Below are 25,403 nucleotides of genomic sequence, written 5' to 3'. Positions count from 1 at the left end.
TGCTACTTGCTGTGGGTCCCGCGATGGCGGGGTGGTACTGGCGGCGCTTGCCGCTCAGCGCGGATAAATCAGTTTGCCTCAAGCTGTTTCAGACGCAACTCCGGGTTCGGGGCAGCCGCCGCGAGCAGCTTCGTGTACGGGTGCTGCGGGTTGAGGATCACGTCGTCCGCCGGTCCGCGCTCGACGATCTCGCCCCGATACATCACGAGGATTTCGTCGGAGAAGTGTCGCGCGGTCGCCAGGTCGTGCGTGATATACAACACCCCCAGGTTCTCCTCGCGTTGCAGCCCTGCGAGCAGATTGAGCACCCCCAGCCGGATCGACACGTCAAGCATCGACACCGGTTCGTCTGCGATCAACATGCTGGGTTCCGGTGCGAGCGCGCGGGCGATCGCGATGCGCTGGCGCTGGCCGCCGGAGAGTTCATGCGGATGTTTCGTGGCGTATTCCTGTGGTGGAGTGAGCCGCACGCGTTCGAGCAGCCGGTTCACGGCGTCATCGACCTCGTTGTGCGTCGTGGCTCGCTTGTGCAGCTTGAGCGGCCGCGACAGGTGATGTGCGACCGAGTGGTAGGGGTTGAGAGAGGCGAATGGGTCTTGGAACACCATCTGCACTTCGTGGCGATAGTCCCGCGCGCCGCGGCCGTGGCGCGCGATCGGTTTACCGTCGAGCAGAATCTCCCCTGAGGTCGGATGCTCCAGTTGCAGCAGCAGCTTCGCAATCGTGGACTTGCCGCTTCCGGACTGCCCGACGAGCGCGATCGTCTTGCCGGACTCGAGAATGAAGTCGACGTGGTTCACGGCGAGCAGTTCGTGGGCGGCACTGCGACCGCGCACGCGATACTTTTTGACGACGTCGCGGAATTCCAAGGTTGTCATCGTTCTGCCCCGTCCTGCTCGGTGGCGTCCAATCGACCGTCGTGCACGCCGGTGCGGATGAAGTCTCCGCGTTCGCCTGTCAGACTCGGGAAGGATGCCAGGAGGCGTTTCGTGTATCGATGCTGCGGGTTCGTGTACAGCTCGTATGCGTCGCCGAGTTCGACGATCTCGCCATCCTTCATCACCGCGATACGGTCGCTGATCTCCAAGAGCAGCGGCAGGTCGTGGGTGATGAAGATGACCGCGAACCCGAGTTCGGAGCGCAATCTGGTGATCTCGTTCAAGATCTCCCGTTGCACGACCACGTCGAGTGCGGTGGTCGGCTCGTCCATGATCATCACCTGCGGGTCGAGCGCCATTGCCATCGCGATCATGACGCGCTGGCGCATGCCGCCGGAGAGTTCGTGCGGGTACGACTTCAGGCGCTCCCGATCCACCCCGACGCGCTCCAGCAGGTCGCCGCAGATCCGCACGCGTTCGCGCTTCTTCAGCTCCGGACGGTGCGTGGTGAAGATGTCCTCGAGCTGCGCCTGAATGGAAATGACCGGGTTGAGGGAGTTCATCGCCCCCTGGAACACCATCGAGATCTTGTCCCACCGGAACGCTCGCAGATCGGGCCCGCTCAGGGCTGCCATGTCGACCGAGTAGCCCTCCCGCGAATGGAATGTGGTCGATCCGGAGGTGATCAGCGCCGGCGGCTTCAGCAGCCGCGTCACTCCGTTTGCCAGCGTGGATTTGCCGCAACCGGATTCTCCGGCGAGCCCAAGCACCTCGCCGCGCCCGAGCGTAAGCGACACGTTCTTCACGGCGTGTGTGGTCTGCTTGCCGAGGTAGTCGACGCTGAAGTCCTCGATGCTGAGCACCAGATCCGCTACAGGGCGCGGCATCCGGATGGCCGTGGTCAGGCTCATATGACGTCCTCCTTCTCAAGGAGCTTGATCTGCTCGCCGGTCAAGCCCCACGCCTTGCGGGCCGCCCGCGTCTCGTTGCGCAGTTTCGGGTTGATGATCTCGTCGATCGAGAAGTTGATCAGCGAGAGCGCCGCACCAAACAGAGCGATCACGAGGCCCGGCGGCACGAACCACCACCACGCGCCCTGGGTCAGCGCCAGGTCGTTGTATGCCTGAAACAGGATCGTGCCGAGCGTGAACGTATTGTTGGCTCCGAGACCGAGGAACGACAGGCCGGCCTCGCCGAGGATTGCGAAGATAATCGCGAAAACGAACTGCGACGCCATCACTGGGATCAGGTTGGGCAGAATCTCCACGACCAGGATGCGCCAGGTCTTCTCGCCGGCGACCCGCGAGGCGGAGACGTAGTCTCGGCTGCGAATGGAGAGCGTGACTGCCCTGAGCACGCGAGCCGAGCCCGCCCAGCTCGTGATGGCCAGCACGACGGCGATCAGGAACAGTCCGCGCTGGTTCTCCGGCACGTAGTTGCCGATCACGATCACCAGCGGCAGACCGGGGATCACCAACGCGACGTTCGTGAACAGGGCGAAGCTCTCGTCGACGGCACCGCCCAGATAGGCGCCGAGAACGCCGAAGAATGCGGAGAGCACAGTAGCGAGGATGCCGACGGTGAAGCCGATGATCAGCGATCCGCGGGTTCCATACGCGACCTGGGTCCAGACATCCTGCCCGGTCTGCGTGGTGCCGAGCCAGTGCTGCAGGCTCGGAGGGGCGAAGGCGTTGGTGCTGATCGCGTTCGGATCGCCGACCAAAAGCGGGCCGAGAATGCCCCAGAGGATGATGACCGCGGCGAGGATCAGCCCAACGGTCAGCTTCGGCGAGCGCGACGGCAGAAGCTGCACGATGCTGTGCCTGGCGCGGTCCGCGCGCGCCCGCGGCGCATCGGTGACGGCGAGAGTGGATGCCATGTCGAGCGCCTCCTAGGAGCGTGCGCGGGTGCGCGGGTCGATGAGTCCGTACAGCACGTCGACCACGAGGTTCGCGGCGAGCACGGAGAGTGAGATGACGAGGAAGACACCCTGCATGAGCGCGTAATCATCGTTGGCAACGGAGGTGAACAGCAGTTGGCCGATGCCCGGGTAGCTGAACACCTGCTCGGTGACGATCGAACCGGCGACGACGAACCCGAGGGAGATCGCGAAACCGGAGAGCGAGGGAAGCACGGCGTTGCGCGCCGCGTACGTCATGCGCACCCGGCGCGGGTTCAGGCCCTTCGCTTCGGCGGTGACGATGTAGTCCTCGCTGAGGGTGGAGACCATCATGTTGCGCATGCCGAGCATCCAGCCCCCGATCGAAGAGACCACGATCGTGAGGGCGGGCAGGAATCCGTAGTAGATGGCACTGCCGATGAAGTCGAGGGAGAAGCCTGGCGTCGTCGAGGCGACGTCATAGCCTCCCGCATACGGGAAGAGCGGAACCACCCGGGTCAGCACGAGCACCAGGATCAGAGCCAGCCAGAAGTACGGCACCGACTGGAACATCGTCGTGACCGGAATCAGATTGTCGAGCCACGAGCCGCGCTTCCAGCCGGCGAGCATGCCGAGTCCGACACCGAGGATGAACGAGATGATCGTCGCCAACCCGACCAGCGTGATGGTCCACGGCAGTGCCTGGCCGATCACAGTCGTGACCTTCTCCGGGTAGTTGGTCAGCGACACCCCGAGATCGCCGTGCAGCAGGTTGACGATGTAGTCGCCGTACTGCTGAAGCAGGCTGCCGCCTCCCCCGCCCAGCTCGACCTCGAGCGCGTGCCGTGTGCCGGCCGTGATGGGCTGCCCGGCGGCGCCCATCTTGGCGATCATGATGTCGACCGGATTGCCCGGCATCAGCCTCGGAATGAGGAAGTTGAGCGTCACCGCTGCCCAGAGTGCGACGACGTAGAACGCGATCTTCTGCAGGTAGAACCGCATGTTTGACTACTTTCGTCGAGCGCGTCGGGTCGGGCGGATGAGAAGGCATCCGCCCGACCGTCAGCGATATGGCGTGCGGTTACTTGCTCACCGGACGGATCGTCTTCAAGACGATGCCGACACCCCAGTTGCCGCCCCACGGAAGCGGGAATGCGTACTGGTTGCTCTGGCTGGGCCATCCGGTCGCACGCGAGTTGTTGTACTCGGCGAGCGCGGAGTTGACGTACACCGGGATGTACGGCATGTCCTTGACAATCTGGTCTTGGATCGTCTTGTACGCGGCCTGCTTCGTCGCCTCGACGTTCGTCGTCGCGAGCTGCTTGATCGCGGCATCGACCGACGAATTCGAGTAGCGCGACGTGTTGGTCGTCGGAGCGATATCGCCGACCTTCGCCGTTCCGGCCGAGTTCAGGTAGGCCGAGTACTGGAAGTACGGGTCGGAGGAGACACCCATGTTGATCGAGTTCATCGACAGCTGGAACTTGCCCGTCGTCTCCGCCTGGCTCCAGGCGTTCTGGGCCATCTGGTTCACCGTCAGCTTGATGCCGGCGGCCTTGAACTGCCCCTGCAGAAGCTGGCAGATCGTGTCGTAGTCTGTCCATCCGGACACCACGTTGATCGTCAGATCGAGCTCGGCTCCGTTCTCGGCGTAGTAGCCGTTCGATCCGAGCTTCCAGCCGTCGGCTTCCAGGATGCTCTTCGCCTTGGCGACGTCTGCGCTCTGCGGCACCTGCAGGTAGTCAGGGCTGGTGATCTGCGCCTTATTGACCGTGTTCAGCAGCAGGGTCGGCGATGCCGGGCTGCTGAATCCGGCGGCGGCCTGCTTGTCGAGCTGCGTGCGATCCATGGCGTAGTACAGCGCCTGGCGCACCGCAGGGTCGGTCTGCGGTCCCGTGCAGCCGAGCGACGCGTTCTCACACGTGAACAGCGACGTCGTCGCCTGCGGCGAGTTCGAGTAGCTGAGGTTCTTGTGCTTGGCCATGATGCTCTTCAGCGTAGGCAGGAACGAGCCCATGTAGTCGGTCTGACCGGCTTCGAGTGCCGAGGTGGCGGCATCCGCGTTCGCGAGCGAGATGTACCGCACCTGCTCGACCTTCGGCGCGCTCGCGCCGGTACCCCAGTAGTTCGGGTTCCTCTCGAGCACGAAACTCTGCGGGGTGAAGCTCTTGAGCGTGTATGGGCCGGTGCCGACGGGCTTGTCGTTGGTGATCTTGGTCGGGTCGGAGATGTTCTTCCAGATGCTCTCCGGCACGATCGGCTCGTTGCCAAGGATCTGCGGCTCGAGCGTGAACGCTGTCGACGGGAAGGTGATGACGACGGTGTCGTCCGCGGTCTTCTTGGCGACCCACTTGATGCCGGAGGTGTTCAGACCGGCATTGTTCGAGATGAGGTTCAGCGAGTACACGATGTCGTCGGCCGACTCCGGTGTGCCGTTGGACCACTTGACGCCCTGACGCACCTTCACGGTGAGCTGCGTGCCGTCACTGTTCCACGAGTACGACGTGCCGAGCAGCGGCACCGGCTTTCCCGCTGCGGCCTTGTTGTAGTAGAACAGCGGCTCGTAGATGACGCCGTTGGTCGGCTGCAGGTACGAGCCGGTGTTGTTGAGCGGATTGAAGTTCTCGGTGAAGTTGCCGACCTGGCCACTGAAGAGCGTGACTGAGGAGGCGCCGCTCGACGCGGTGTCCGCGCCGCCTGACGAGCAACCCGTCAGAGAGAGTGCGGCCGTGGCCGCAACCGCGATCGCCCCGACAAGGAGCTTTCGCTTGGATTTGAGAGACATCGTTGACCCTTCGATTTGGTGTAGCGCAGGAATGCGAATTGCGTGCCGCCATTTCGCGGCGTTGCGTGCAGGTTCTTTCTTAGACGACTTTATAAAGTCTGTCAAGTTAGTAAACTGTGGTTCGATAGCACGGTGAGGCATGGTCTCACCGTCCGACCAGGTGGGGAGGTGGCCACGTGAGCCGTCGACGAGTCACGCTCGCAAACGGCACCAGCCGCGGTTTGGTGCTGGACCTGATCCGATCGCGGGGGCCAATCAGCCGCGTTGAGTTGGCTGACGCTACCGGCCTGACTCAGGCGACGATGTCGACGGTCGTGCGCCAGTTGATCGCCGACGGACTCGTTGCAGTGGCCGGACATGGCGAATCGACCGGTGGCAAACCCCGCGTTCTGCTCGACATCAATGAGCGCTCGCGTTTCGCGGTCGGGGTGCAGCTCGGGAGCGAGTCGGTCACCTACGTCGTGGCCAACCTCAGCGGCGCGATCGTTGGACGCATTCGAACGCAGGGCATCGGTGCAGCCACACCGGAGGCGATGGTACGCGTCGTCGCAGACACGATCGATTCCACGCTGACCGGCCTGGGAATCGAAAAAGAGCGGGTCGTCGGTGTCGGCGTTGTGGCTCCCGGCCCGCTCGACCTTGACCGCGGCGCGATTCTTGGACCTCCGCACCTGAACACGTGGAACAGCGTTCCGTTGCGTTCGCGCCTGGCCGAAGCGATCGGCCTCCCCGTGGTGCTCGACAACGATGCAACGGCCGCAGCGCTCGGCGAATTCTGGCGCGGCACGCTCGAGGGCGCAAAAGCACACGCCACGGTGTACATGGGCACCGGCATCGGTGCCGGAATACTCATCGAAGGTGCGGTCTATCGGGGGGCCAGTTCAAACGCGGGCGAGCTTGGCCAATTCCCCATCACAACAGTGTCGGCAGACGGCACGCCAGAGGCTGCAGGCAAGCGCCTGGTGCTCGAAGACGTCGCGGGGCCGTCCGCCGTGGTTGCCATCGTGCAAGCAGCTCCGGGGGGCAGCGACGCACTCGGACTCACCGGCGTGGACGACTTCACTGATTTCACGGCAATCGCGACCGCATCGGTACGAGGCAACGCTCTGGCGCTCGATGCGATCGGGCGGTCCGCGCAATTCCTGGCCACGGCCACGATTGCTTTGGCCAACGTGTTCGACCTGGATTCGATCTCACTCGCCGGGCCCGCGTTCGCCATCGCGGGGCCGCTCTACCTCAGCGTGCTCGACACGCGACTCCAGAGCGAGTTCTTCGTGCGCAGGAACCACGGGCTGCGCATCCGGTTGGCGGTCAACGTGACGGATGCTGCAGCGGTCGGCGGAGCCGCGCTCGTCTTGCAGTCGGAGCTGGCTCCGCGCAGCATGGGGCTGACCGCAGGCACGCAATCTGAACGGGACTGAGCGCGACCGCTGAGCACGTGCCGACCAGCAGCATCCGCAATTCGTGACTCTGATCGGCGCTTGGGTTCGCATCGCACTCACTGCCTGCCGAGAGATAATGACCTGGCCGCCACTGCAGTGTGATGCTGACGCATGAGGGCAGCCCGTACACGAACGGAGTACGACCACGCCACCCGTCTTGACCTTCTTCACGACCTTTCAGCTCGACCCCGTGGCGCTCGGCCTCATCGTGGTGCTCGCCGTCGGCTACCTCGTCGGGATCGTGCTGGCGAAGCGCGCCGACGTGAAGTGGCCGCCGTTGCGCACGTTGGCGTTCTTCGCGCTCGGGCTCGGCTCGTACGCGTGGGTGTCGTTCGGGTTTCTCGGCGCATACAGCACCGAACTGCGGTGGGCATTCACGACGAGGATCGCGCTTCTGCTGTTCGCCGTTCCCGGATTAATCGCATTGGGCCGGCCCGTAGAGCTGGCACGCGCCGTTATGAGCGGATGGCCGCTCCGCGCCATCGACGCCGTGCTGAACTCCTGGCCCGTGAAGCTGCTTGGCAACGCGATGTTCGCCGGCTTGCTCGCACTTGTGGCCTTTCTTGTGTTTCTCACCCCGTTCGCTTTGGTGCTTCGCCAAAGTCCGGTGGCCGAGTCACTGATCACCGTCATCGTGCCGGTCGTCGGGCTGATCATGGTGCTGCCGATCATCGGGAGCACCGTTGTGCGCACCAGCCTGTTCATCACGGTCGAGTTCTTGTTCGCTTTCGTGGAACTGGTGATGGATGCCATTCCGGGCATACTTCTGCGACTGAATGAGCACGTGCTCGACGGTGCACGCGCCGTGGCCGTCGGCATGCCGTCCTGGTTTCCGAATCCGCTGCACGATCAGCACCTCTCCGGCGACTTTCTGTGGTTCATCGCCGAGATCGCGGACATCCCGGTGCTCATCATCCTGTTCATGCGCTGGATCCGCGTCGACCGCGGCGAGGCCAAGCAGATGGACGAGCTGACCGACGAGGAGATGGAAGCACTCACCCAAGAACACCTGCGCGGCTACCAGGAACACTAGCGCCCGGCATAGTGCGCGCCGTCTGCTGCCTGAAAACAGGCAGTTTCTGCCCTGCGACACCTAAACAGTAGATTTCGCCCTGTCGCGGCGCGAACACCCTGTTTTGCTGAGCGTCGACCCGCCCCCACAAGTCGCCGACGGGCTGGCCTATCCACATTCTGCGCACTTCCCGGCTATTCGGATGCGCGCACTTGCGACCATACCGACATGAGTCTGACATCGGATTTGGCTGGCCTGGGCGGCCTGGCGCGGCGGACCCGGCTGCGCGCTCTCGGGTATTCAACGCATGCGATCAGGCAGTTGGTCACATCCGGTGGAGCCCGGCCCGTGCGTCGGTCCTGGCTCGCGACGCCGTCCGCCGACGCGCTCGCGGTGCGCGCCGTCGAACTCGGCGGCGTGCTCGGCGGGGAGACTGCACTGCGCAGCCTGGGCGTCTGGGTATCGCACGAAGGAGGCCTGTGCGTTGTGGCGCCACCGACGGCAAGCAGGCTGCCGCCCACTGCCGCGGGTGAATACCGCCTGCACCCTCACGATTTCGTCTGGCCGGACGGTTGGCGCACAGATGCTGTAGCGGCACTCGCTGTCCACACCCGTCGAGTAGTTGCCGTACATGCGATCGCGTCGATTGACAGTGCGCTGCATATCGGCGCGCTGCTGCCGCAGCAGGTGGATGCCTTCTTCGCGCGCCTGCCGCGCCGCTACCGTGCGCTGGGCCGCCTCATCGATGACCGATGCGAGTCCGGCATCGAGTCCATACTGCGTGTTGCGGCACTGCTCGAGGGATGGCAGGTCGACGTGCAGGTCCAGATATCCAGGATCGGGCGTGTGGACCTGCTCATCAACGGATGGCTCATCATCGAAGCAGATGGCGACTATTGGCATTCCTCGCGCGCGCAGCGGGCCGCCGATCGTGCCCGAGACGCCGCGGCCGTCAAACTCGGTTTGCGGTCGCACCGGTTCGGGCACGAACAGATCATGCACGACCTCGCAGGCTGCCTCGACGTGATTCGCGGCTACCTACTCGCCGGCCCGCCGCGTTGACACCGCCCGAAAACAGGGTGCGCTCACGCAGGCAGGCCATAACCTCCTGTTCCCAAGCGAATGCACCCAGACCTACTGTTTTTAGGAGGCGACGGAACGGGGAGGAGGGGCACCGGCTACTTGACCAGCGGGAACAGAATGGTCTCTCGGATGCCCAACCCGGTCAGCGCCATCAGCAGCCGGTCGATTCCCATCCCCATTCCCCCCGAGGGCGGCATGCCGAACTCGAGTGCACGCAGGAATTCCTCATCGAGGCGCATCGCTTCGTCATCGCCGGCCGCGGCCAGGCGCGCCTGCTCCACGAAACGCTCCCGCTGCACGACCGGATCGACCAGTTCGGAGTATCCGGTCGCCAGCTCGAATCCGCGGATGTACAGGTCCCATTTCTCGACGGCGCCTTCGAGCGACCGGTGCGCGCGCACGAGCGGGCTGGTGTCAACGGGAAAGTCCATGACGAAGGTCGGGCGTTGAAGGGAGCCCTTGACGAAGTGCTCCCAGAGTTCCTCGACGTACTTGCCGTGGATCGGGTGCGGCACCTCGATGCCCTCTGCTTCTGCGATCGCCTGCAGCTGAGTGATCGGTGTCTGCGGCGTGATCTGAACGTCGGTGGCTGCTGAGAGGCTCTCGAACATGGAGATCCGATCCCATTCCCCGCCGAGGTCGTACTCGGTACCGTCCGCCCACGTGACCGTGTGGCCGCCGGAGATGGCCAGCGCCGCATCCTGGATCAGGGTCTGGGTCAGTTCGGCCATCGTGTTGTAGTCGCCGTAGGCCTCATACGCCTCGAGCATCGCGAACTCAGGCGAGTGCGTGGAGTCTGCGCCTTCGTTGCGGAAGTTGCGGTTGATCTCGTAGACGCGCTCAATGCCACCGACGACCGCGCGCTTGAGGAACAGTTCCGGTGCGATGCGAAGGTACAGTTCGGTGTCGAACGCGTTCGAGTGCGTAACGAACGGGCGAGCAGATGCCCCGCCATGCATCGTCTGCAGCATCGGCGTCTCGACCTCGATGAAGTTGCGGGCAGTGAAGGTGGCCCGCAGGCTGGCAACGGCCTTCGATCGGTTCAGCACGTTCGTGCGGGCCTGTTGGCGTGCGATCAGGTCGAGGTAGCGGCTGCGAACCCGGGTCTCTTCGCTGAGCTCCGTGTGCAGATTGGGTAGCGGCAGCAGTGCTTTGGCCGCAATCTGCCATTCGGCCACCATGACGGAGAGCTCACCGCGTCGACTGGAAATGACTTCGCCGAAGACGAAAACGTGGTCGCCGAGGTCGACGAACTCCTTCCAACGTGCGAGTGATTCCTCGCCGACGGATGCCAATGACACCATCGCCTGGATGCGGCTGCCATCGCCGGACTGCAGGCTCGCGAAGCAGAGCTTGCCGGTGTTGCGCAGATGCACGACTCGGCCGGCGACGCCGACGTTCACCCCTGTAGTTGCATCCACTTGCAGGTCGCCGAAACGCTCGCGCACGGCCGGGATCGAATCGGTGATCGGCAACGTCACCGGATAGGCGCCACCGGCAGCGCTTGCAGCCGATGCGATCAGACGCGCGCGCTTGTGCAGCCGCACGGCCTTCTGCTCGCCGATCTCGGCGTCGCTGAGACCAGGCTCGACGGTTGCATCTGCGGGGGGATTGGCCATGGCTGGTCTTTCTGTCATGAGAGGTTGCCGGCAGTCACGATCCGATCACCAACGAGGCGTTGTCAATCAAGTGGGTTGATCCCACGCGCGCGGCGATCAGCATCGTTGCCTGTCCGCGGTAGTCGTCGGCGACCGGCAGGAACGTTTCCGGGTCGACTACCACGAGATAGTCCAGCTTAACCGCTGGCCTGCTTGCCACACGCGCGCGCGATATGGACAGCGCTGCATCCGTTCCGTCAACAGCCGCGTCGGATGCCGCCGCCAGCGCCGCAGACAGCACGAGCGCCGCGTCATGCTCGCCTGCGTTCAAGTACCGGTTGCGACTGGACAGGGCCAAGCCGTCCGCCTCGCGCACCGTCGGCACCACCTCCAGCGCGGTGGGTAGGTTGAGGTCGCGCACCATTTGGCGAACAAGGAAGATCTGTTGTGCATCCTTCTGCCCGAACACCGTCACCTGCGGACCGACGATGTTGATCAGCTTGGCAACAACGGTCAGCATTCCGTCGAAGTGACCGGGGCGCGTGACGCCCTCGTACAGAGCCCCGACGGCTCCTGCGCTCACGCGTGTGGCTGTTGGACCATCGGGATACATCTGCGTTACCGAGGGCGCGAACACGAGGTCCGCTTCTCCCGAAAGCGTCGCAAGATCCGCCTCGAGGGTGCGCGGGTAGCGCTCCAGGTCTTCGGTCGGCCCGAACTGCAGAGGGTTCACGAAGATTGAGACGACGACGACATCCGCGATGCGCGCGGCCCGCCGAACGAGACTCAGATGCCCGGCATGCAATGCTCCCATGGTCGGCACAAGCGCGATTCGGTGCTCATTCCGGCTGCCGCTCACAGCCAACTCGAGCGCATCATGAAGGGTGTCGATGGTCGTCGCAACGGCAATCGCACGGTCCACTGTCGCAGCGTGTGTGTCGGCCCGTGCGGTCACAGCATGTCGCTTTCGATCGGTGGCGGCGTTCGTGTACCCGCCCGGCTCAGTGCATCGTCCACCGTTGAACGCACCAACGGGGCGAGGAAGCTTCCCGGGTTCTCCATGCCGATTCCGATCAAGATGTCTGCAGCCTGCGCCACGATCGCCTGTGAAAACGTTGTCGCAGTTGCGATCGCCTCCGCATACGCGGGTCGGTCGTCCTCTGCGACGAGCACCGGCTCGCCGCCCATTTCTACCACGAGCGCTTGCCCGATGGGCTGCACCGGCGCGGGCGCCGTTACGGCGAACGAGCTCTCGGCAATGCGCACGAGGTCGATGCTAGTGCCGGTAAACGCCATCGCCGGGTGGATCGCAAGCGGAATCGCTCCGGCTGCAACCGCCGGAGCAAGCACACCGACGCCATACCCTGCGGCGGTGTGCATCACGAGCTGCCCTGGCTGCCAGACGCCCGCAGCCGCAAGCCCAGCGACCAGCTGAGGCAACTCGGATTCGGGCACGGCAAGCAGTACAAGCTCACTGCGTTCGATCAAAACGGGAACCTCAAGAATCGGAACGCCTGGCAAGATCGCCTCTGCGCGTTCCCGGCTCGCTTCCGACACTGCCGAAATACCCACGATCGCGTGCCCGGCGCCGGCAAGGGCGGCTCCGAGAATCGGACCGACCCGGCCTGCGCCGACGATGCCGACGCCGAGTCTTCCGGAACGTTCCGCGCTCATCCGCGGCCCTCGGCTCATCCGCGGCCCTCGTTGCCCGAGCTTGTCGCTGGTCCGTTCCAGCGATGACTGGTATCGCGGGCGGCCCAGGCGATCGCGCCGGATGAGATCCGATCGAACAGTTCGAGTGCGGCATCAACGGCAATCACCGACAGTTCAGGGTGCACGTGACCCTCGACGGTGTGCACCCTGGCCTTTGCGAGCGCGAACCAGCGACGTACCGGGCCCTGCCGCACTTCGACGCTCTGCAACCGGGCGAGCGGCACAAAGATGATGCGTCGGCCAATGACTCCATGTCGCAGCACGACGACGCCGTCCACGATCGTGTAGCCGGTGCGCCGCCAGGAGAACGGCCGCAGCCAACGCGCGCGCCGCGGCGCGTCCGCGAACACGCTCTGCTCGGCGTGTCGGTTCATCCCTGCCGTTGCGATCGCTGTGCGGGTCGCGTCGTCGAGCCCGGGCAACAGCAGCGGCAAGACCCTGTGCACGTCACCGACGCTGCCGACCGGCAGTGTCATGCTGTTGGACTCCCCCGCACCGCGTTGATGGGAATGCCCTGCCGTGTTGATCCGGATCTGCCACCAGCCGAACGGTCGCCACAGCACTGGCTGGAGCACCTCAACCGCGTGAATCCGGCCGGGTGGCAATGTCTCACTGCTCGTCGCGAACAGGCCGAACCCGATCCGCACGCCGTCTGACGTGCCGGAGATCGAATACCGCAGTGCTTTGCCGAATCGACGGGTGTAATAACCGAGCGTTCCGAGCAAGCCGGGGAGGATGACGAACAAGATCCAATACCGGCCGCTCAACACTCCGGCTGTGACAGCGGCCGCAACGATCAACAAGAACACGGTGAACCCGCTCAGCAGTAGCGAGCCGGCCAACCGCCCGGGGTGCATCATGACGACGGATGCCGGCGGTGCGGCATCCGGATTCAGATCGGCGGGGCTGATGAACTCGTCAACGCGATTGCTCAGGATGTCGGTCACGGTGCGGTGCTGCCCCGCTACATCGTGCGCACTCGCAGGCGGCGGCACGGCTTCGGCGACTTGCGCGCCGGATGCCAACCGCAGGATGTCGCGGCGCAGATCTTCCGCAAGGCCGGAGCTCAGATAGGCAAGGTGCACATTCGCGTCGTGCCCTGCGACAACGATCTCCAGCTTGGCCGCGCCGAAGACGCGGGCAAAGACAGGCCTGTGCACGTTGATCCCTTGGATGCGGTCCAGCCGGGCCTTGCGGTGTGAGCGTGAGAGGATGCCGCTACGCACTTCGACCGCTTCATCTCCGATGCGGAAGGTGTGCATCCGCCAGGACAGGTAGAAACCGCCGATCGCAACTAGGATCACCACGGCGACGCCGAGGAGTGCCCAGCCTGTGAGACCACGGTTGTAGATCTGATCGATCGGATCTCCCCCGTAACTCGGCGTGTGAAAGAAGAAATCGACCAGACGCTCCCGAAGGTTCGCGACGATCACGCCGAGCACGGCGATCAGCGCGATACCGCCGCGCAGCAACGGTGTTGCCGGATGCAGCCGATGCCACTGGCCGTCCGCATAGCGCGTGAAGGTGCGCTGCGCCGCGCCCGGAGGGTGCGCACCGGAAAGACCCTGCGAACTCACAGTCCCGCCCGGCGGCTCTCGGCGAGTTCGACGAGGCGATCGCGCAGTGCGGCTGCATCGGCCTCCGGTAGCCCCGGAATCTCGACCTTGGTGGATGCCGCTGCTGTCACGAAGCGTAGTTCGGCAAGTCCGAGCATGCGGGCGATCGGGCCGCGCGTCACGTCCACGAGCTGCATCCGCCCGTATGGCACGGACACGAATCGCTGAAACATGATGCCGCGGCGCATCAGCAGATCGTCGTTCCTCAGCTGATAGCCGATCGCGCGAGCGCGCCGCGGCGCGACGATCATCAAGACGAGGGTTGCGACCACGATTACGATGAGTGCCACCCAGACCCAACTCCAGCCGGCGATGAGCCAGAGCACCAGGGCGATGGCGCTGTAGATCGCGCCGCCGACAAGCGACTCGACGAGCACGACCAGCACGTACTTCGGCGACACGCGGGTGAAGTCGGCGGCAATGTCTAAGCGTTGCGTCACGGTTCTCCTGGGTGCGGGCACGGCCGGTCGCCGGGCGGTGATCGCAATCCATCGTAGTCGCGCGTGCTGAGCGCTAGTTCAGAGCGACGTCGGTGCGCGGTTACCGCAGCGGCGTCACAGCCGAGTCAAGTGGCGTGCTGGCTTGGCGCCTTTTCTTCTTCGTCGTCTGACGGCGGCAAGGCGCACAGGTGCTCTGCGACCAGCCCGGCCACCAAGAGCACGAGCGCTCCGAACGCCGCAGCCCCCGCCAGCCACAAAGGCCCTGCGCTTGGCAGCACGGATCGCGTGACCTGATACGTGAGGATACCGATGCCTCCGCCGGTCAGCAGCGCTCCAGCGAGACTGCACGCCTTGGCAAGAACCACGATCCGCGCTGCGCGGAACGGGTCGATGCGCGCGTTCGAGCGGCCCTGCACCGCTCGTCGAATCGGAATGGCGAACGCCACGACGATGGCGGCAATCGCGACCAAGGTGATCGGCAGCGACAGCGGCGGCACGAGCACCGCACTGCCCGCGGCAACCGTGCCGAGCTCCCAAAGAAAGCCGACCACGATCCCGGCGACGCCAAGACCGATCAGCGGGGTCGGGCGGGTGCGCTTCATCGGATGCCGTCCCAGCCGGATGCTTCCTGATACGGATGCACGGCGTCAGTCGCCTTCGCGAGCAATTCGACAACGCGACCGGCGCCGGGCACGCGGGCATGCGCATCCACGTCGAGCCACGGGGCAAGCACGAACGCGCGCTCGGCGGCACGAGGGTGCGGGAGCGTCAAGCGTTCATCGGAAAGGAAACGCCCGTCATAGTCCACGATGTCGATGTCGAGGGTGCGGTCGCCCCAGCGCACCTCGCGCACACGGCCGTGCTGCGCTTCGATCGCATTGACAACGCTCAACAGCGCGTACGGGTCGAGCGTCGTATCGATGAGCACCACGGCATTCAGATAGCGCGGCGCGGCGCGGTCGACGCCGGAGAGCTTGATCGCATCCGTCTCGACAAGCATCGAACGCGCCTCAACCCGGATGCCCGGGGTCGCGTCGAGATCGGCGACCGCCGCTGCGAGCGTCGCCACCCGGTCGCCGAGGTTGCTGCCCAGGGCGAGCACCGCAGGCACGCCGACTTTCAGCCGCTGCGGTTTCGGACGATGGATGCCGCCCGTCACGCCGGCTCCCCGGGCGCTGACCTGCTGGCCGTCGGTTCGCGCACGATTGTGACCGTGACGTCGTCGAACGGAACCGGAATCGGCGCGTTCGGCTTGTGCACGGCCACTTGTGTGCGGCGCACCGCGGCGAAGCTCAGCGCGACAGCGGCCACGCGTTCCGCGACGGTCTCGATCAGGTCGACCGGATCGTGGCTGACCGCGTCGACCACGGCAACAGCCAAGTCGCCGTAGTGCACCGTCGCGGCCAAATCGTCGCCGCTCGCGGCCGGCGACAGATCGAGCCAGACGGTCACGTCGATCACGAACTCCTGCCCGTTCTCGCGCTCGAAGTCGAATACCCCGTGGTGCGCGTGCACGCGCAGACCGGTCAGCGTGATCGTGTCCAAACTCATAGGTCCATTTTGGCGGATGCCGCCGCCCGCTCGCCGCTCTCCGCGCCCGTCGCGCCGGCCGCATCCGCAGCGCCCGTCGTCAGCGCCGCATCCGCAGTGCCCGTCGCGCCCACCGTGAGCGCCGCATCCTGCCCGCGCCCTGCAGCCCACGCCTCGACGATGTCCAGCGCCAGGCGGGTGCTCGGCACGTCGTGCACCCGCACACCCCAGACTCCGGCTTGCGCAGCCAGGGCACTGATTATGGCCGTCGGCGCGTCACGATCCGTAGCCGGCGCGCCTGCGGGCAGCAGGTCTGCGACGAATCGCTTGCGAGAGGCCCCGATCAGCACCGGCAACCCGAGCTGTTCGAATTCGTCCAGGTGTGCGAGCACCTGCCAGTTGTGCACGGACGCCTTGGCGAAGCCGAGCCCGGGGTCGACGATCAGCCGGGACGAGTCGACACCGCGCACGATCAGCTCACCCACACGGGCGAACAGTTCCTCGCGCACCTCGCGGGCGGCATCCGCATAGGTGGCATGGGCATCCATTTCGGTGCTGTGCCCGCGCCAATGGGTCACGACATAGGGCAGGCCTGTCGCGATTACGGCGTCGACCATGGCCGGGTCGGCAAGACCGCCGGACACGTCGTTGATCAGCTGCGCACCGGCCGCCGCCGCCGCCAGAGCCGTCGACGCGTTCATCGTGTCGACACTGACTCGCACGCCGCGCTCGGCGAGAGCACGCACTACCGGGATCACCCGGGCCTGCTCCTCATCGATCGGCACGCGATGCGCGCCGGGCCGTGTGGACTCACCGCCGACATCGACGATGTCAGCTCCCTGTCGGGCAAGCTCGATGCCATGGCGCACCGCGTCGTTCTGGTCGGCGTAGAGTCCGCCGTCGCTGAACGAATCCGGTGTGACGTTGAGCACACCCATGATCTGCGTGCGCGCTATTGGCGTACGCTCAAACCCGGCCGGGCGGCGCCCCGCGAGCCCCATCGAGGCCGCAGCCGTGTGCGCATCGACCGCGATCGAATCAAGCGAGCGGATGTCGAACGGTCGCGTCTGCGTGTCTTCCGTGTGGGCCTGCGCAAGCACGTGACCGTCGGGGCTGTGTTCTTGGGAGCTGTTCCCTTCGGTGCTGTGTGCGTCGAGGTCGTCACCTCGCCACTCAGGCATCATGACCTCCGCCGATCAGGGTGATGAGCTCGCCGCGGGCGCTCGGATCGGACAGTACACCTCGGCTGGCGATGGTGACCGTCGAACTGCCGATCTGGCGGGGACCGCGCGTGGTGACGCACTCGTGCACAGCGTCGAGCACGACAAGCACTCCGCGCGGGGCGAGCCCCGATTCCAGGGCGTCAGCGATCTCTTCAGTCAGGCGCTCCTGCACCTGCGGTCGCGCTGCGAGCGTCTCGATCACCCGCGGGATCCGGCCGAGACCGACAACGCGCTCTCCGGGCAGATAGGCCACGTGCGCAACCCCGAGGAAGGGCAGCAGGTGATGTTCGCAGATCGAGCGGAAGGCGATGTCGCGCAGCAGCACGGTCTCGGCGTCGTGGTCACCGATCGGCACCGCATCCGCGAGCTGCGTCAGCGGGTCCTCGCCGACGCCCGCGAAGAATTCCGCGTAAGCATCCGCCACTCGATTCGGTGTCTGAACCAATCCGGGCCGCGCGGGGTCCTCGCCGATTGCAGCGAGAACCTCGGCGACAGCGGCAACGATGCGCGCGCGATCAACCTCGCTCACATGACTCCTCTGTGTTGGCTTGCGCTGTGTTCGCTATGCGCTGTGTTGGCTATGCGCGGTGTCTGCGCCGTTGCCAACGCGCCGTGCATACGCGCTGTGGCCATCCGCTTCGGCCACGCGCCCAGACTACGCGGTGGCGGGGCGGGGCTTCGTCTGCCGCGTGCGCTTCGGCTTAGACGGCGTCGGCTCGGAGTCGATTCCGCCGTCGACGACGCCCTCATCGATCGGGGCCGTCGGGGTCGGGTAGGCGATCGGCGGCAGATCGGAGAGCGGACGCTTGTCGCTCGAGAGCCACTGCGGGCGCTCGGGCAGCTTCTTCACTTCAGTGAAGATTTCTGCGATCTGGTTGTGGTCGAGCGTTTCGTGTTCGAGCAGTTCGCGCGCGAGTTTGTCGAGGATGTCGCGGTTGGCGTTCAGAACCTCCCAGGCCTCGTCGTGCGCCTTCTCGATCAGCGCACGTACTTCGGCGTCGACGCGCTGGGCGATCTCTTCCGAGTAGTCACGGCTGTGACCCATGTCACGACCGAGGAACATCTCGCCGGAGGACTGGCCCAGCTTGACGGCACCAACATCGGCACTCATGCCGTATTCGGTGACCATCTTGCGCGCGATCCCCGTCGCCTTCTCAATGTCGTTGGATGCGCCGGTCGTCGGATCGTGGAAGACGATCTCTTCGGCGACACGTCCGCCCATCGCATAGGTCAACTGGTCGAGCAGCTCGTTGCGTGTGACGGAGTACTTGTCCTCCAGCGGCATCACCATCGTGTAGCCGAGCGCGCGACCGCGCGGCAGGATCGTGATCTTCGTCACGGGGTCGGTGTGGCGCATCGCCGCGGCGGCGAGCGCGTGCCCGCCCTCGTGGTAGGCCGTCATGACCTTCTCCTGGTCCTTCATCACCCGGGTGCGCTTCTGCGGTCCGGCGATGACGCGGTCGACGGCCTCGTCCAAGGCGCGGTTGTCGATCAACTGCGCGTTCGAGCGCGCGGTCAAGAGCGCAGCCTCGTTGAGCACGTTCGCCAGGTCTGCGCCTGTGAAACCGGGAGTCTTGCGCGCGAGCACCTCGAGGTCAACACTCTTCGCGAGCGGCTTGCCTCGGCCGTGCACCTGCAGGATCTTCAAACGGCCGAGCATGTCAGGAGCGTCGACGCCGATCTGACGGTCGAACCGGCCCGGGCGAAGAAGGGCAGGATCGAGGATGTCTGGCCGGTTAGTCGCGGCGATCAGGATCACGTTGGTCTTGACGTCGAAGCCGTCCATCTCGACGAGCAACTGGTTCAGCGTCTGCTCGCGCTCGTCGTGACCGCCGCCCATGCCTGCGCCGCGGTGACGACCGACGGCGTCGATCTCGTCGACGAAGATGATTGCAGGCGAGTTCTCTTTGGCCTGCTGGAACAGGTCACGCACACGGCTCGCGCCGACGCCGACGAACATCTCGACGAAGTCCGACCCGGAGATCGAATAGAACGGAACGCCCGCCTCACCTGCGACGGCACGGGCAAGAAGCGTCTTACCGGTACCTGGAGGGCCGTAAAGCAGCACGCCCTTGGGGATGCGCGCGCCGACGGCTTGGAACTTCGCCGGCTCCTTGAGGAAGTCCTTGATCTCTTCGAGCTCTTCGATCGCCTCGTCGGCGCCGGCAACGTCGTCGAACGTCACCTTCGGGGTCTCCTTCGAGACAAGTTTCGCTTTGGACTTGCCGAACTGCATGACCTTGTTGCCGCCGCCCTGCATGCCGGAGAGCATGATCCAGAAGAAGACGCCGATCAGCAGCATCGGGATCAGGATGCCGAGCATCGAGCCCCACCAGTTCGGCTGCGGAACCTGGTCGTTGTAGCCCTTTGAGAGGTTCGCGTCGGAGACCGCCTTGACGACCTCGGGGCCACGCGGCGCCACGTAGTAGAACTGCACCTTCGTGCCGAGCTTGCCGTCGGGCTGAGCCAGTGTCAGATCAACACGCTGATCGCCGTCGACGACAACCGCAGATGCGACCTTGCCGTCTTGGAGGAGCGCAAGGCCCTTCTGGGTCGTCGTCTCCTGGAAGCCGGACGCCGTGATCAGGCTCGACCCGATCCAGACCGCAATGACCGCGAGCACGATGTACAGAATCGGGCCACGGAAAATCTTCTTCAAGTTCATGGTGTTGCTAGGGTATCGCGACGGTACTGGATGCTCCCTGCGTGTTCGCCCAAGGGGGAACCAGAGTTTGCCCAGTATCCGGCTTACCGGTCCCTGCCCTTCGAGACGGCCGCGAGCGGCCTGCTCAGGAACCGCGACGTCGAAGGGTCGCCCTGTACTGCGCTTCGGCTTCGCTCAGCGACCGGAGTGGTCGATCCCTGAGCGAAGTCGAAGGGCGCGCGCTCACCCCTCGTACACGTGCGGCGCGAGAACGCCGACCGAACGCAGGTTGCGATAGCGCTCTGCGTAGTCGAGGCCGTAACCGACCACGAAGTCGTTCGGGATGTCGAAGCCGACATACTTGACATCCACCTCGACCTTCGCGGCGAGCGGCTTGCGCAGCAAGGCGCAGATCTCGACGGATGCCGGCCCTCGCGTTCGCAGGTTCTCGGTGAGCCAGGCGAGCGTGAGCCCCGAGTCGATGACGTCCTCGACGATGAGCACGTGACGGTCGGTGAGGTCACTGTCGAGGTCTTTGAGGATGCGCACCACGCCACTCGACTGCGTGCCCGCCCCATAGGAACTGACCGCCATCCAGTCCATGTTGATGTGCATCTTCAATTCGCGCGCAAGATCAGCCATGACCATGACCGCGCCTTTGAGCACTCCGACGAGCAAGACATCCTTGTCCGCATAGTCCGCTTCGATGCGGCGAGCGAGTTCGGCGAGCTTCGCCAAGATCTCGTCTTCGGTGACGAGGACCGATGTGAGGTCATCGGCGATGTCGGTATCCAGCACGGGCGCACCTTTCGCGGTTCGAACCAGTCAAGCCGGAGTGTTCGCTTGAAAGACGAGCATTCCGGCGTGTCTAGCAACTCTAACCCCGGGCAGGTCGAGTGCTTTCTGACCGTGCCAATGCGTGATCAGCCGCGCGACTGCCTCGACGTGAGTGCGTTCCAATCCGATGCCGAATTCGCTCGCGACAACATAACGGATGATGCGATGACGCAGCGCGGGCGGGTTCGCCTCGAGTGCGCCCACCGACACGGCGATGCCGGCCTCAGCGGGTTCGCAGATGTCCTCGATGGTCTCCCGGATCATTGCGTCCAGGGCGTCGTCATCCTCTCGAAGTTGCAGCGCCGTGCGGGCGAGCGCCTCGGCGATCCCGGGGCCGAGCTGCGCCTCGAGTGTCGGCAGTACGGTCTGCCTCACCCGCACCCGAGCGAACCGGGTGTCGAGATTCTGCGGGTCATCCCACGGTGTCAGCCCGGCATCGGTGCAGAACTGTCGCGTCATCGCCCTGCGGATGCCGAGCAGCGGTCGCAGGTACGGCCCGTTCACGGGGCTCATGCCGTGCAGGCTGGTCGCCCCCGACCCGCGCGCCAGCCCGAGCAGCACGGTCTCGGCCTGGTCATCGAGCGTGTGCGCAAGCAGCACATGGCTCGCTCCGACCTCGCGCATCGCGTCGTCGAACGCGGAGTACCGCGCGGCGCGTGCCGCGCCCTCCGGCCCTTCGTTCGGGCCCGGCCGTCCGGCTCCCGCGCGGGCCCCACCCGTCTCCAGGCCCGCGAGTGCATCCATCTGGTCGCCATCGGCCCCCAAAACCGGGTCTAAACGACCACTTGGATGCACTCGGCCGGGCTCCACGGCGCCCGGGCCGGCGAGAGGGACGACGACTCGGCGGACGAGCACAGGGGCCAGGCCGAGAGCGCTGGCCTGCTCGGCGGCGCGAGCGGCGACATCCGCAGAGCCGGTTTGCAGGCCGTGATCGACGATCACCGCCCCCGCTCGGATGCCCGCCCTCGGCGCCTCGAAAGCGGTCGCCGCCGCGAGGGCCAGCGAATCCGCTCCCCCGCTGAGGCCGACCAAAACGACGGACTTTTTTGCCGACGCGCCGGCCGACGTGCCAGGTCGCCCAGCGTTGCGCGAAGAATCTCCGTCGTTTTGAACACTGTCGGGTCGGCTCACTACGGAGATGAGCAGTTCGCGCACGGCACGACGGATGTCTGCGATCGCCGGCGTGAGGCGCGGGCGGCGGGCGGCGGGCACGTCAATCTCCATCCAGTAACGTTATTCCCAGACTTGCAGATCCGCTGCCGTAACGACGGCCACCTGTCAGGCATCCGCTCACCAGTTCTGTAGCTTCAGGCGAAGGAGAACCAACTATGGCCGATTATGACGCGATCATCGAGATTCCGCGCGGCAGCCGCAACAAGTACGAGGTCGACCATGAGACGGGCCGCGTGTTCCTGGATCGCGTGCTGTTCACCGGCTTCGTGTACCCGACCGACTACGGCTTCTTCGAGAACACGCTCGGCGAAGACGGTGACCCGCTCGACGTGCTCGTGCTGCTGGACTACCCGCTGTTCCCGGGTGTCGGTGTCAAGGTGCGCCCGGTCGGCGTGCTGAACATGTCGGATGAGGCCGGCGGCGACGCCAAGGTCATCGCGGTGCAGTACAAGGACCCGCGTTGGGCGCACATTCAGGACGTGAACGACATCCCGGAGTACACCCGCAAGGAGATCGAGCATTTCTTCGAGCACTACAAGGACCTAGAGCCAGGCAAATTCGTCAACGTGGATGCCTGGGGCAACGCCGCCGAGGCGGAGCGCCTAATTCAGGAAGCCCTTACTCGCGCGGGAACGCACACTCGCTGACGCCCTCGCTCGAGTAGCCCGCGAGCGCAGCAAGCAGGCGTATCGAGACCCGCACAGATCGGCTCACGAGGTCTCGATACAGTCGCTAGCGCTCCTTACTCGACCAGCGGTACTGCTACTCGGTGGTCGAGTAGCCCGCGAGCGCAGCGAGTAGGCGTATCGAGACTTTTGTAGGCCGGCTACGCGCTCGGGCGTGCCACCTGCCAGTATGGGCTGCCCCACACTGACTGGATTTTGACGACATCGCCCTCGGTTGGTGCTGCGATCATCATGCCGCCGCCGATATAGATGCCGACGTGGTAGAAGTCGCCTGGGCCATCCCCCCAGAAGATGAGGTCCCCCGGCTGCCGATTGCCGTACGACACGATCTGCCCGCGAGACGCCGCGGTGTACCACTGATTGTTGACCGAATGCGTGCCGATGTAGATGCCCGCGTACCGGTACGCCATCATCGTCAGCCCAGAGCAGTCGTAGCCATACGGACCTTCGCCGCCGAAGATGTACGGCTTGCCGAGTTGTGCCCGGGCGTAGTTGATCGCGTTCTGCACGGCGCTGCCGTTCGGTGGCCCGACGGGCGCACCACCTCCACCACCTCCGGCGCTTGCACCAGCGCTACCACCGCTGTTCGCTGCGGCCGCCGCACGGGCATCCGCTGCGGCCTTCGCATCCGCTGCCGCCTTGGCCTGCGCGGCAGCCGCCGCCCTTGCTTGTTCGCCCGCCACGTACTGCTGCTGAACAGCGGCCGACGTGTTCTGCAGTGACGCCAGCTGGGCGATCAACTCGGTCGACTTCTGCTGCTGTGTTGCCAACGCCCCCTGCGCGGCCGCCTGCGCGTCTTTTGCCGCTTGCAGAGCGGTGGTCGCGGCATCCGCGAGTTTGCCTCGCGCAGCCTTTGCCACCTTCGCCTGGTCAGTGAGCGATTGTGCCGCATTCTTGTCCGCGATCGCTTGGTCGTAGATTCCCTGCGACTGCTCAGTGAGCTTGCTCATGGCACCGAGCTGGTACAGCAGCGCATCCGCAGCCGAACTGTTGCCGCCCTTCAGCATGAGATCGACGGATGAGTCTTGCCCACCCGTGCGTGCCAAGTGCGAGGCGAGAAGCCCCGCGCGCATGCGCGAGGTTTTCGCCTTGCTTGACGCGGCATCCGCTTGCTTCTGAAGATCATCGGCACGCTTGGTAGCGGCATCCAGTGCGTCTCTGGCCTGGAAATACGCCTCCGCAGCCTTCTCCGCCTGCACGTTGGCGGCATCCACCTGGGCTTGCAGTCCGTTGATCAGGCCGGTGATCTTGTCGACGAGCGCCTGCTGCTGCGCGACGTTCTGTTTGGCCTGCTGCACGTCGTTCCACGAGGGGTAGTCGTCAGCGAACGCCGGTGGCGTGATGATGCCGACGGATGCCGTCACCGCGCCCATCGCGACGGCCCCGAACGCGAGCAGCGGCCCCGTGCGGTGGTTCTTGTTGCTAGCCAAGTGGTGCTCCTCGTTCTGCCATGAACGGTATGCCATTGATCGGGCGACCGTTGATCCACACCTCGAAGTGCAGGTGGTAGCCGGTGGCCGCCCCCGTCATGCCGACTCGGGCGATCGGCTGCCCGGCACCGACCTGCTGGCCGATGCCGACCATGATTCCGCCCGGCATGATGTGACAATACTCCGTAGTGATTCCACCGCCGTGATTGATTTGCACCGTGTAGCCGCAGGTGCCGTTCCAGCCCGCGTATTGCACCGTCCCGTCGTGCGCGGCGTAGATCGGCGAGCCGCCCGGCGCTCCGATGTCAATTCCGTAGTGATAACTCGAGCATCCCGGGCATGGTGACACGCGTGAACCGAACCCATCTGTGATGACACCACGCACGGGGTTGGCCCAACCCTGCGGCCCGACGTAGCCGCCGGGCAGCCCTGCTCCGCTGCCCGCTGCTGCGGCCGCGGCAGCACGCGCCGCTACCCCTTGTTCATAACTGGTGACAACCGATGCGGTCTTGTCTCTCAACGCCGCCGCTTGCGCCTGCAGCACCAATATCTGCTGCTGCTGCGCAGCCAGCTTGGCCGCTGCGGCCTGTGCGGCCGCGACCGCTGCCTTGAGCGCAGCATCCGCTTCGTTGCGCAGCGTCTCACGCTCGGCTTTGGCGACGGAGGCCTGTGCGGAGAGCGACTTCTCGCTGTTCTGCGCCATAAGCGCGTACTTGTAGATGTCGTTGGTGCTCTCGACGAGCTTGCTCATGCTGCCGAGGTTGGAGAGCAGTCGATCTGCTGCGGCACTATCCTGCGTTCCGCCGTGCAGGAACAGGTTGGCGCTCAAGTTGCCGCCGCCGGTGCGGTAGAGCTGCGCGGCGAGGCGCGCGGCCTGCTTGGTCGCGGCATCCGCTTTCGTTTTGGATGCGTCTGCTTGGGTCTGAAGATCCTCTGCGCGTCGGTCGGCGTCTGCGAATTTCTGCTGAGCGATCTCCAACTCGGTGCCGCGCGCCTGCGCTTCGGCTTCGGTCTGCGCGACTTCGCCCTGCAGTTGGCTGATCAGGGCCTCGATCTGGGTCACCTTGGCGGACGCTGCGGCCTCGTTCGACTTGGCGTTCTGAACGTCTTGCCAGCTGGGATAGTCGTCGGCATAAGCCGGCGACGCGAGCGTTCCGACCGAGGCCAGCGCGAGCACCGCGATGATCGCTGTGCGGATGCGCCACGATCGCGCGCCTCTCAGGCCGCTATGGCGGTGTTGGGTGTTCGTTGTGGAGGGGCGCATTGCTCTTTCGCATCGGAATCTTCAGCTGAAGCTGAACGTGAATCTTCAGCGAATGTATCCCGGTGGCCGATGATTGCTCGCCTGAACTGCCGCTCATTTCTACATCCGCCGCTTGAGCGTGTACGAGCAGCGCCGCGGATGCCGTTGCTCGGTTTGGCAATTCGCGCGGC

Annotated in this window: 24 protein-coding genes; 4 read left to right on the top strand and 20 right to left on the bottom strand. The window is 65.1% G+C overall.

Annotated features, from left to right (window positions below; translation table 11 throughout):
* Positions 1–68: 68 nt before the first annotated feature.
* The 5 genes from QU604_RS03295 to QU604_RS03275 form a co-directional block, all read right to left on the bottom strand.
* Positions 69–878: an ABC transporter ATP-binding protein gene (locus QU604_RS03295; protein WP_308467375.1), complete on the bottom strand. Its 810-nt coding sequence runs from the start codon at positions 876–878 to the stop codon at positions 69–71.
* A complete protein-coding gene (locus QU604_RS03290) occupies positions 875–1,789 on the bottom strand; it encodes an ABC transporter ATP-binding protein (protein WP_308467374.1) in 915 nt (304 codons plus the stop codon). Before QU604_RS03290 ends, QU604_RS03295 begins: the two co-directional genes overlap by 4 nt.
* Positions 1,786–2,757, bottom strand: coding sequence for an ABC transporter permease (locus tag QU604_RS03285; RefSeq protein WP_308467373.1), 972 nt, complete (start codon positions 2,755–2,757; stop codon positions 1,786–1,788). Before QU604_RS03285 ends, QU604_RS03290 begins: the two co-directional genes overlap by 4 nt.
* 12 nt (positions 2,758–2,769) lie before the next feature.
* On the bottom strand, positions 2,770–3,759 hold the full coding sequence (locus QU604_RS03280; RefSeq protein ID WP_308467372.1) for an ABC transporter permease: 990 nt from the start codon (positions 3,757–3,759) through the stop codon (positions 2,770–2,772).
* 79 nt (positions 3,760–3,838) lie between these two features.
* The gene (locus QU604_RS03275; protein ID WP_308467371.1) at positions 3,839–5,542 is read right to left on the bottom strand and encodes an ABC transporter substrate-binding protein; all 1,704 of its coding nucleotides are present in this window, start codon (positions 5,540–5,542) and stop codon (positions 3,839–3,841) included.
* 176 nt (positions 5,543–5,718) lie between these two features.
* Between QU604_RS03275 and QU604_RS03270 the strand changes: the two genes are divergently transcribed.
* The 3 genes from QU604_RS03270 (at position 5,719) to QU604_RS03260 (ending at position 9,058) form a co-directional block, all read left to right on the top strand.
* Entirely contained in the window at positions 5,719–6,963 is a 1,245-nt protein-coding gene (locus tag QU604_RS03270) for an ROK family transcriptional regulator (protein WP_308467370.1), read from the top strand.
* 178 nt (positions 6,964–7,141) lie between these two features.
* Complete coding sequence (locus QU604_RS03265; RefSeq protein ID WP_308467369.1) at positions 7,142–8,017, top strand: cytochrome c oxidase assembly protein; 876 nt, start codon at positions 7,142–7,144, stop codon at positions 8,015–8,017.
* 207 nt (positions 8,018–8,224) lie between these two features.
* Positions 8,225–9,058, top strand: a complete 834-nt coding sequence (locus QU604_RS03260; protein WP_308467368.1) for a putative endonuclease domain-containing protein — start codon at positions 8,225–8,227, stop codon at positions 9,056–9,058.
* Positions 9,059–9,174: 116 nt separating this feature from the next.
* On the opposite strand, the gene lysS is transcribed toward QU604_RS03260, so the two are convergent.
* The 13 genes from lysS to tilS form a co-directional block, all read right to left on the bottom strand.
* On the bottom strand, positions 9,175–10,698 hold the full coding sequence (lysS, locus tag QU604_RS03255; protein ID WP_308467367.1) for a lysine--tRNA ligase: 1,524 nt from the start codon (positions 10,696–10,698) through the stop codon (positions 9,175–9,177).
* 34 nt (positions 10,699–10,732) lie between these two features.
* Positions 10,733–11,569, bottom strand: a complete 837-nt coding sequence (gene panC, locus QU604_RS03250) for a pantoate--beta-alanine ligase (RefSeq protein WP_409350052.1) — start codon at positions 11,567–11,569, stop codon at positions 10,733–10,735.
* A 59-nt stretch (positions 11,570–11,628) separates the two neighbouring features.
* Entirely contained in the window at positions 11,629–12,351 is a 723-nt protein-coding gene (locus QU604_RS03245) for a Rossmann-like and DUF2520 domain-containing protein (protein WP_308467365.1), read from the bottom strand.
* A 14-nt stretch (positions 12,352–12,365) separates the two neighbouring features.
* Entirely contained in the window at positions 12,366–13,967 is a 1,602-nt protein-coding gene (locus QU604_RS03240) for a PH domain-containing protein (RefSeq protein ID WP_308467364.1), read from the bottom strand.
* Complete coding sequence (locus QU604_RS03235) at positions 13,964–14,446, bottom strand: PH domain-containing protein (RefSeq protein WP_308467363.1); 483 nt, start codon at positions 14,444–14,446, stop codon at positions 13,964–13,966. The genes QU604_RS03240 and QU604_RS03235 overlap by 4 nt, the downstream gene beginning before the upstream one ends.
* 125 nt (positions 14,447–14,571) lie before the next feature.
* Positions 14,572–15,048 carry a DUF3180 domain-containing protein gene (locus tag QU604_RS03230; protein WP_308467362.1) on the bottom strand — a complete coding sequence of 159 codons (477 nt, stop codon included), beginning with the start codon at positions 15,046–15,048 and terminating at the stop codon, positions 14,572–14,574.
* A complete protein-coding gene (gene folK / locus QU604_RS03225) occupies positions 15,045–15,605 on the bottom strand; it encodes a 2-amino-4-hydroxy-6-hydroxymethyldihydropteridine diphosphokinase (protein ID WP_308467361.1) in 561 nt (186 codons plus the stop codon). The genes QU604_RS03230 and folK overlap by 4 nt, the downstream gene beginning before the upstream one ends.
* Complete coding sequence (gene folB / locus QU604_RS03220) at positions 15,602–15,997, bottom strand: dihydroneopterin aldolase (RefSeq protein ID WP_308467360.1); 396 nt, start codon at positions 15,995–15,997, stop codon at positions 15,602–15,604. The genes folK and folB overlap by 4 nt, the downstream gene beginning before the upstream one ends.
* A complete protein-coding gene (gene folP / locus QU604_RS03215) occupies positions 15,994–17,160 on the bottom strand; it encodes a dihydropteroate synthase (protein WP_308467359.1) in 1,167 nt (388 codons plus the stop codon). The genes folB and folP overlap by 4 nt, the downstream gene beginning before the upstream one ends.
* Positions 17,150–17,728 (bottom strand): GTP cyclohydrolase I FolE, encoded by a 579-nt coding sequence (gene folE / locus QU604_RS03210; RefSeq protein WP_308467358.1) that lies wholly within the window; start codon positions 17,726–17,728, stop codon positions 17,150–17,152. Before folE ends, folP begins: the two co-directional genes overlap by 11 nt.
* 126 nt (positions 17,729–17,854) lie before the next feature.
* Positions 17,855–19,864 carry an ATP-dependent zinc metalloprotease FtsH gene (gene ftsH, locus QU604_RS03205; RefSeq protein WP_308467357.1) on the bottom strand — a complete coding sequence of 670 codons (2,010 nt, stop codon included), beginning with the start codon at positions 19,862–19,864 and terminating at the stop codon, positions 17,855–17,857.
* A 222-nt stretch (positions 19,865–20,086) separates the two neighbouring features.
* A complete protein-coding gene (hpt, locus tag QU604_RS03200; RefSeq protein ID WP_308467356.1) occupies positions 20,087–20,641 on the bottom strand; it encodes a hypoxanthine phosphoribosyltransferase in 555 nt (184 codons plus the stop codon).
* Positions 20,642–20,668: 27 nt separating this feature from the next.
* Positions 20,669–21,904 (bottom strand): tRNA lysidine(34) synthetase TilS, encoded by a 1,236-nt coding sequence (gene tilS / locus QU604_RS03195; RefSeq protein ID WP_308467355.1) that lies wholly within the window; start codon positions 21,902–21,904, stop codon positions 20,669–20,671.
* Positions 21,905–22,008: 104 nt separating this feature from the next.
* Between tilS and ppa the strand changes: the two genes are divergently transcribed.
* Entirely contained in the window at positions 22,009–22,500 is a 492-nt protein-coding gene (gene ppa / locus QU604_RS03190) for an inorganic diphosphatase (protein ID WP_308467354.1), read from the top strand.
* Between the two features lie 179 nt (positions 22,501–22,679).
* Here ppa and QU604_RS03185 read toward each other — a convergent pair whose 3' ends face one another.
* Together QU604_RS03185 and QU604_RS03180 are read right to left on the bottom strand one after the other, a co-directional pair.
* A complete protein-coding gene (locus QU604_RS03185) occupies positions 22,680–23,969 on the bottom strand; it encodes a C40 family peptidase (protein WP_308467353.1) in 1,290 nt (429 codons plus the stop codon).
* Entirely contained in the window at positions 23,962–25,233 is a 1,272-nt protein-coding gene (locus QU604_RS03180) for a M23 family metallopeptidase (protein ID WP_308467352.1), read from the bottom strand. The genes QU604_RS03185 and QU604_RS03180 overlap by 8 nt, the downstream gene beginning before the upstream one ends.
* Between the last annotated feature and the right edge of the window lie 170 nt (positions 25,234–25,403).

The organism is Rathayibacter sp. SW19, from assembly GCF_030866825.1.
Classification (GTDB): Bacteria; Actinomycetota; Actinomycetes; order Actinomycetales; family Microbacteriaceae; genus Rathayibacter_A; species Rathayibacter_A soli.
Note: the sequence above shows the minus strand (reverse complement) of the source record. Positions and strands in the feature narration are given on the sequence as shown.